This is a genomic window from Myxococcus sp. AM011, from assembly GCF_013372595.1.
Taxonomy (GTDB): Bacteria; Myxococcota; Myxococcia; order Myxococcales; family Myxococcaceae; genus Myxococcus; species Myxococcus eversor.
On sequence record NZ_JABXEM010000378.1, the window covers coordinates 1 to 8,156 of the forward strand.

Here is an 8,156-nt window from a genome sequence, read left to right on the forward strand (position 1 = left end):
GCGGAGGAGGCGGAGGCCGGATCGCCACGGGAGGCGGCGTCGCGGGGCGGGTCGCCACGGGAGGAGGTGTCGCGGGCCTGGGCGCCACGGGCGGAGGCGTCGCGGGGCGGGTCGCCACGGGAGGCGGCGTCGCGGGCCGCGCGGCCACGTTGCCGCTGCCCGTGCCCGTCGTCGGACGCGGGATGTTGCCACTGCCCGCCGTGGTCGGCTTCGGGCCACTGCCCGTGCCCCGGTTTGGCGTCCTGGCATCGACGGGGGCCACCATGTCCCCGCTGCCGACGCTGCCACTGCCCGTGCCGCTGGGGACGGGCTTGGGATGGCTGCCCGTTCCCGACGCTGTCGAAGGCGTGTACTCCACCAGCCGGTCTCCCAGCGTGTCCTTGAAGAACTGGGCCACCGCCGCCGGGGACGAGTTGAGGCGGTGGTGCGCCATCACCGCTTCAATCTCCTCGCGCATCGCCGCGGCGGACGGCGTGCGGCGCGCCGGGTCCTTCACGAGGGCGCGGAGGATGAGGTCGGAGACGTCCTGCGGAATCTGCGGACGAAGCTGCGAGGGGACGGGAGCGGGCTCGCGGACGATGGCGTTGAGCGTGGCCGCGTCGTGGTCCCTGCGGAACGGAAGCTGTCCGGTGAGCAGCTCGAAGAGGACGACGCCGAGCGCGAAGACATCGTTGCGCGCGTCCAGCGTGCGGCCCGACGCGGCCTCCGGGGAGATGTACGAAATCTTCCCCTTCAGCACGCCCGCCTGGGTGTTCTCCTCGCCCGCCACCTTGGCGATGCCGAAGTCACTCAGCTTGATGGCGCCGTCCAGGGAGATGAGGACGTTGTGCGGGCTGACGTCGCGGTGCACCACGGGGTGCGGCGTGCCCGCCGGGTCCACGTACGCGTGCGCGTAGTGCAGACCCGCGGCCACCTCCGCGACGATGCGCAGCGCGTGCTCCAGCGGCAGCGCGAGCCCCTTGCGGCGCAGCTCGTTCACCAGCCGCTTCATGTCCGGCCCGCGCACGTACTCCATCAGGATGTACGCGACTCCGTCGGACACGCCCACGTCGAAGGTCTGCACGACGTTGGGATGCGTGAGGCGCGCGTTGGCGCGAGCCTCCGCGAACAGCATGTCCACGAACTCGGGGTTCTGCGCGAACTGCGGGAGAATCTTCTTCATCACCACGAACTTCTCGAAGCCCTTCACGCCCACCTGCTTGGCGAGGAAGACCTCGGCCATGCCGCCCTGGCCCAGCCGTCGGATGATGTTGAGCTTGGTGCTGCCCAGCGAGTTGGAGATGTCGGTGGGCGAGCCCTTGTTCGCCTGTGGGTCCACGTTGGTGGACCCGAACAGGTACTGACTGAGGGCGCGCGGCTCCAGCCCCTCGATGTCGTCCAGCGGCCGGTCCGTGAGCTGCACGCGCGCCAGGAACCCCTGGAGCTGCGGCATGTGCGGCACCTGGGCGCTGCCGCCGCAGATGGGGCACTCGATGGTGATGCTCGTCTGGTGCGCGCGAAGCTGCGCCAGGTACTCATGGGCCTGGATGCGCTGGTGGCTCACCTGGCCGCAGTTGCGGCACTCGCACGGCAGCCACAGCGTGGCCAGCCGCCCCGGCAACAGCTTGGACGAGCGCGCCAGCACGGCCAGCGCCGGCGGCGGCACGCGGCACAGCACCACCTGCGCGGCCTGCGCCGCGGTGTCCAGCACCTGCTCCAGCTTGGGCAGCGCCTCCGGCTCCACCGTCCTGACGTGGCTGAAGTCGAACGCGACGCGCCCCTCCAACCCGGACGCGAGCCGGCGCACGTTGAGGTCGCCCTTGAGCGTGCTCGCCAGCGAGATGAACGTGACGTCGTCCTGGACGATTTTCAGGTGCTGCGGCAGCTCCGACTGCTCCGTCGGCATGCTCGCGCGCAGGTAGCGCATCACCACCGGGTCCACGGTGCCGAACTGCTGACGGCGCGCGTAGTCGAAGAACTCGCCCGGCAGGTCCGCGAACTCCAGCGGGTTGGAGCAGACGGGGCAGGTGTGCTCGGGCGCGCGCTCCTCGGCGATGACCTGGGCTTCGTCCACCAGGTTCACCACCCGCATCCGGTCTTCGTTGCAGGTGCGACACGTGTACGGCGCCAGCACGGAGAGCACGCGCGCGACTCCCGCGAAGCCCTCCACCATGTTGAGCTGATCCACCACGACGGGGGGCGCGTGGACGACGTACAGCCCCAGCGCGCCCGGAGGCAGCTTCGCGGCGAATTCAATCCACCGGCGGACCCCGAAGGAGCTGATGCGCTCCACCCGGCCGAGGTCGACGACGAGGAGCCCACTGAGCTCCGGGTTCGTCGACGTCAACGGGAAGGTCTCGTCGATGACGCCGGCAATCCGGACGTGGGTGATGGTACCCACGCGGAGCCGGCTGATGATGGCGTTGGAACCCTGGCTATCCACCGGCCCTGACCTCATGCAGACAGAACATCAGTGACTTGGGCTGGGTCGCGCGGCGGCGCGCGTCTCCCAGGTCCACCACGCACACGACTCGCGACTCCCGGCCAGCGGTCACCCGGACCGCCACCGTGTCGCAGTGCTCGAGGATGCGACGCAATCCAAGACCCGCCCCTCCGCCAGACGCATCCACCTTCACGCGTTTGCCCCACCCCTCCAGCGCCCGGGCGAACGAGCCCGGCCGCAGGCCGCCGAAGCGGTCCGCCACTTCCAGCCACATCCGGCCGTCCTCCACCGCGAACGTCAGCTCGCAGGCGTCCTCCGGCTCCACTTCACGCACCTCGGTGCGCCGGTGCGCGTAGCGAGGCTCGCCCCGCGCATCCACCGGCGCATCCAGGAGCGCGTTGGCGGCGATTTCATGCACCACGTCCGCCACCAGCCCGGCCGCCACGCGGCTGCCCTCCGCGTCGTCCACCGCCACCGACGCCGCCTTGGCCGCCGCGTGGATGTCCGCCACGCGGCGCAGCGGATGGCGCTTCACCTCCGCCTGGTCCGGCAGGAGCGAGCCCTGCTTCCACAGCGAGCCCAACAGCCGGACCTCCCACATGGAAGGCCCACCGTCGCGCTCGCGCGTGGCCAGGAGCAGGGCTGGCGGCTCTCGCCGCAGCCACTGCGCGTGCTCGGGCTTGAGCACGCCGTCGAACAACACCAGCGCGCCCTTGCCGCCCACCTCACCCTGCGCCAGCAGCGGCACCGCCTGCTCGAGCGAGGCCGCGGGCAGGGAAGCATCTGCAATCAGCAGGAGGCCCCCGGCCTCCAGGTGAGGAGCGGTACTCAAACGCGGTGCCTAATAGCGTACCTTGACTTCACTGAAGAAGGATTGAGGCGGCGCGGGGAAGCCGTGAGACTCCTCGTAGGCCGCGTTGAAGAGGTTGGAGCCGAGGAACGACACGGAGATGCCGTCGTAGACGTTGAAGCCCACCCGCGCGCTGGCCGTCAGGTAGCTGGGCAGTTGCACGCGAGAGGTGGGCAGACCCGTCGACTCGTCCACCTGGAAGCCCGGGTCGAAGCGCGGCCCGACGAAGAGCGCGTACAGCTCCACGAAGGCCACCTTGCCGATGTTGGTGCGGCCGCGCGCGTAGATGCGGTGCGTGGGCGCGTAGTCCAGCGGCGACTCCGGGCTGTCGTCGAAGGGCACGTTCTTCGCGTCGAGGAGCTGGTAGGCCACGTCGAACGACGAGTTGATGGACGGAATCTGCGCCGCCGCCTCCAGCTCCAGGCCGGCGATGCGCGCGTCGCCCATGTTGCGGAACTGGGACACCGAGCCGAAGACGAGCTCCTGATTGATGAAGTTCTTGGCCACGTTGTAGAAGCCCGTCGCCGTCAGGCGCACGCGCCGGTCGAAGGGCCAGAAGTCCACGGAGCCCTCGAACGTGTCCAGCGTCTCCGCGCGAAGGTTGGCGTTTCCCACCAGCGTGGAGGCGTACATCTGCTGGTTGATGGCCAGCTCCGCCAGGGTGGGCGCGCGGAAGGCGCGGCCGTAGTTGGTGCGCAGCGTGAGCAACTCCGGCACCGCGTGGAAGACGATGCTGGCGCGCGGGGAGAGCTGGTCGGTGCGCTCGCGCCAGACCGCCTCGGGAATCTGGTAGCGGTCATACCGGGCGCCGCCGCTCAGCACCAGGCGCTCCGTCAGGCGGTACTCCGCGTCCACGAAGCCGCCGAGGATGGTCTGCTTCGTGTCGTCCAGCGTCAGCCCCGGCAGCACGTTGGGCACGTTGACGTTGTCCAGCTTCAAGTCGCCGCCGAACGTCACCGACAACGAGCCCGCCGAGTACAGCGCGCGAACCTCGCCGCCCAGCCGGCGCCGCTTGCCCAGAACGCGCGTGGGGTCGCCACCGAAGGCGTTCTCCATCACCACGTCGCGGCGCTTGAAGAAGCCGTACGCCTGACCGAACAGGCGCAGGTTGTCCGTCACCTGCTGATCCACCTGCGCGGAGGCGTTGAAGTTCTGGACGGACTCCTCGTCGTCCGGCGTGTAGTGGCAGCGGCCGCAGTTGCCCACGGTGGAGATCTGCGTGTGCGAGCCACCCGGGCGGCCAATCGTCGCGTCCGTGAAGTCCGCGTCCAGCGCCAGCGGCCCCACGCGCACCTTGCCGTTCACCTGGTGCACCATCGAGTCCTGGTTCTCGTCCACCACGCCCCTGGCGGGGTCACTGAAGAGCTGCGGCCCGTCCGAGCCATAGCCGTAGTAGCCCAGCAGCGCCTCCACGGGGCCGCCGCGTCCCGCCACGTTGCCGTGCAGACGCCACGTCTGGTCCTGGCCCGCGAGGATGCGCGCCTCGGCGCCCACGTTGCGTCCCGCGGCGATGAGGTCCGCCGGCTGGCGCTCGATGATGTTGATGACGCCGCTGAAGGCGTTGGAACCGTACAGCGACGAGCCCGGGCCCCGGATGACCTCCACCTGCTTGAGGTTGACGAGCGGCGTCGTCTCGTCCGCGTAGAACTGACCCGTCCACGGGTCCGTCAGCGGCCGGCCGTCCTTGAGCAACAGCAGGCGGTTGGACAGGTAGTTGGAGCCCAGGCCACGCGCGCTCACCGCCGCCTTGCGCATGGACCCACGGCGGCACTCCATGCCGGGGAAGTACTGGATGGCCTCGCACAGCGTGAACTGGCCCGTGCCCTCCAACTCCTCCGCCGGAATCCACGACACCGTCAGGGGCACGTCCGCGATGCGCTGGTTGCGCTTGGAGGCCGTCGTCACCACCGCCTCGCTCAGCACGCGGTTGACCGACTCCTCCAGGGCGTCCGCGCCCCCCAGCGGGTCCTCACCGGGCAGGCTCGCCAGGCCGGACGGAGGCGGCATCGGCCGGTCCGTGGTGGGCTGGGCGAAGGGCGCGGAGATGGGGACGTTGTCGCTGGGCGCGGGCTTCTGGCTCACCGTCGCGGGCGGCGTGCTCAAGGGGTCCGCGGTGAGCGCGGGGTCCAGGGAGGGGCTCGCCACCGGGGCGTGCGAAGGAGGACCAGCCGGGTGGGTCTCCACCGTGGGCGCGGGGGCCACCGGAACGGGCGGCTCCGCCGTCACGGCCTCGGTGGGATCATCCGTCTCGGTGCCGGCGCCCAGGACGGGAATCTCCGGCTCGACGGGCGCCGGCTCCACCGGCTTGCCGTTCTTGCGCGTCTTCGGGGGCTTCTTCGCCGTACGCGGGGGCTTCGTCGCGGGCGTCTTCGTGGCCCCAGGGACCTTCGTCCCGGGCGGGACGACGCGCTTCTTGCGCTTCACCTTCGCTGGCGCCTCACCCGCCGCGCCGGAATCCTGGGCCTGGACCACCGTGGGGTAGGCCAGGGCCAGCGCGCTGAAGAGGACGGACATCGCGATGTAGGCGCGGATACCCTGGCGCCCTGCGTGAGCTCCCACCGCACCTCGCAGCGGATCAGCAGACACTTTGGAATGCATCTTTCTCACATCCGCGAATGGGAGGAACCCCCGCGGTCCTGTACGCCCCTGTTGGCCGGTGCGACGCCAGGGCACTCGTTCTTTTGGACGAATTCGCTCACCTGCACGCTCGCGCCGTAAGAAAACAAGCTACCCCAGCGGCCCAGCGGGGCCAAGTTGATGATTCTCATTCCCTGGAAACTCAAGAGTGTTTCGCGCCGGCGCGCCGAAGGTTGCGTGAAATCAGTCGTCGGGCTGTTCGGCGGCCACGGCGAGGTCTCCGCCGAATGAAGGCAGCGAGGGTCCCAGCTCCTCGGCTCGGACCAGGACCTCGGCGTCCACGCGCAACTCGGGCGCCTCGGCGAAGACGGGCTGGCGGCGCGGGGGGCCCTGGGTGACGAGCCGCCGGAAATCCTCGAAGTCCTTGCCCTGGATGCGGACGAAGGCTTCGAAGGGGGCAACAGCACCCACGGAGGACAGCGAGGAGTCCAGCGACTCCTTGTGGTTGCGCAGGTCCACCAGGACGGCGCCCGGCAGGCGGGAGCTGCGGAAGAGGACGCGCAGGTCCTTGTCCTTGGGGACATGGGACATGGGCACCAGGGCCGCCTCGGCGCCCTTGGCCTCCAGCATCTTCAGGGCGGACTCCACGTTGGGGACGGGGGTGAGCTTGAAGTGGCGCTGCGCGTCCAAGTCTCCCCCGAGCACGGCGTGGGTGACGAACTTGGGGTCGGCGGGGCCGGCGCCCTTCACCAGGGCCAGGCGCTTGCCGGCGAGGTCCTTCACCACGCCTTTGTGAGTGGAGACGATGGCCCAGCGCTGTTGGGACTCCCCGGGACGGGACGCCCAGGCCAGCGGAGTGGCCTTGGAGCCGAGCTGTACGGCGGCCCACCCCTCCACCACGGCGAAGTCCACCCCGCCGTCGGAGATGGCCCGCGCGAAGTCCTCATAGCGGCCGAAGCTCTTGGCGGCGATGGGGCGGTCCATCGCCTCGGACAGCTTCGCGGCCAGGGCCTCCGCGTACTGGAAGCGCTCCTGGCCGTCGCTCAACGTCGTGGCCAGGAAGACGCCCAGCGTGGCCTTCTTCGGGGCCGCGGCGGCGGGGGTGACGACACAGAGGGCCAGCGCGAGGCCGGCCAGCAGCAAGCGGAGCGTCTTCATGGGGTGGTCTCCTCCGCGGTGGCTCCGGCCGACGGCGCGCCCGAGGGCTCGGCGAGGCCATGGAGGCTCTGCAGGCGTTCCTTCCACTCGCGCACCTGGGCCTGGCGGGGGCCGGGGCCGGAGGCGAGGTAACGGCGCCAGGCGTCCACGGCCTCGGCGGGCTCGTGGCGTCGCTCCTGGGCGTCGATGCCCAGGTTGAGCGCGGCGACGGACACCGAGGACTCCAGGCGGCGCCACGTGGCCAGGGCCTCGGACGCCTTGCCCTTGCGCCAGTCGACGCAGGCCTGGTTGTGCTGGAGCAGCGCGTCGTCGGGCTCGGCGGTGAGCGCGGCCTTGAGGGCCTTCTCCGCGCCCTTCATGTTTCCGGAGGCGTAGGCCAGCGAGGCCTCGCGCCGATGAAGCGCGCCCGTCAGGGACGCGAGCCACTTGGGCTGGCCGGGCATGGGCTTCTTGGCCGCGGCCGTCAGCTGCTTGCGCGAGGCGGCCACCTGCCCCTTCTTGTAGAGGACGAAGGCGTCCGCCAGGGCGCGGGTGTTGGGCCACGCCCAGGGCTGCGCCGGGGTGAGCGCCTTCTTCAGCGCGGCGCTCGCCTCCGCGTGGCGACCGGCCTCCGCGCGCGACAGTCCGCGAGCGAAGAGGGCCAGCTTCGTCAGGTCCGCGCGCTTGCCGGTGCCCAGCTTGTCCACGGCGTCCAGGTCGCGGTCGGCGCCCTCGACGTCCCCTGCTTCGAGGCGGGCCAGCGCGCGGCGCACCAGCACGCGCGGCAGGTTGGCCTGCGCCACGCTCGCGGCCGTGCGCGACGGGCCGACCTCGGTGAGCCGCTGCACGGCGGCGTCCACCTGGCCCAGCTCCACCTCGGCGAGCGCGGCGCCCACGGAGGCCTCGGCCTGCTGGTCCGGCTCCTCCGTCTGCTTGCCCGCGAGGCCGAAGGCCTCCAGCGCCGCCTGCGCATCCCCCGCGCCCAGCCGCGCGTAGCCCAGGAGCAGCTGCTCCCGCCACGTCGCGCCGGGGAGCGTGGCGCCCTGCTCCATCACCTTGCGCGCGTCCGCGTAGACACGCGTCTCCATCAGCGCCGCCGTCAGCCGGCGGGCCATGAGCGCGCTCCGGTCCAGGTCATAGGCCCGGCGCAAGTCACGAACGGCGTCATCC

Annotated in this window: 4 protein-coding genes and 1 pseudogene; all 5 read right to left on the reverse strand. The window is 71.0% G+C overall.

Features of this window, described 5'->3' with window-relative positions; genetic code table 11:
• Nucleotides 1–2,422, reverse strand: a 2,422-nt coding sequence (locus HUW62_RS43725; protein ID WP_368670631.1) for a protein kinase, incomplete at its 3' end; no start/stop codon positions are given.
• Nucleotides 2,415–3,254: a hypothetical protein gene (locus HUW62_RS43730; protein ID WP_163864976.1), complete on the reverse strand. Its 840-nt coding sequence runs from the start codon at nt 3,252–3,254 to the stop codon at nt 2,415–2,417. The genes HUW62_RS43730 and HUW62_RS43725, both read right to left, overlap by 8 nt.
• A gap of 9 nt (nt 3,255–3,263) precedes the next feature.
• On the reverse strand, nt 3,264–5,831 hold the full coding sequence (locus HUW62_RS43735; RefSeq protein ID WP_240356300.1) for a TonB-dependent receptor: 2,568 nt from the start codon (nt 5,829–5,831) through the stop codon (nt 3,264–3,266).
• A 261-nt stretch (nt 5,832–6,092) separates the two neighbouring features.
• Nucleotides 6,093–7,007 (reverse strand): PhnD/SsuA/transferrin family substrate-binding protein, encoded by a 915-nt coding sequence (locus tag HUW62_RS43740; protein WP_163864974.1) that lies wholly within the window; start codon nt 7,005–7,007, stop codon nt 6,093–6,095.
• A pseudogene (locus HUW62_RS43745) lies at nt 7,004–8,156 on the reverse strand (hypothetical protein); the annotation flags it as partial. The gene HUW62_RS43740 and the pseudogene HUW62_RS43745, both read right to left, overlap by 4 nt.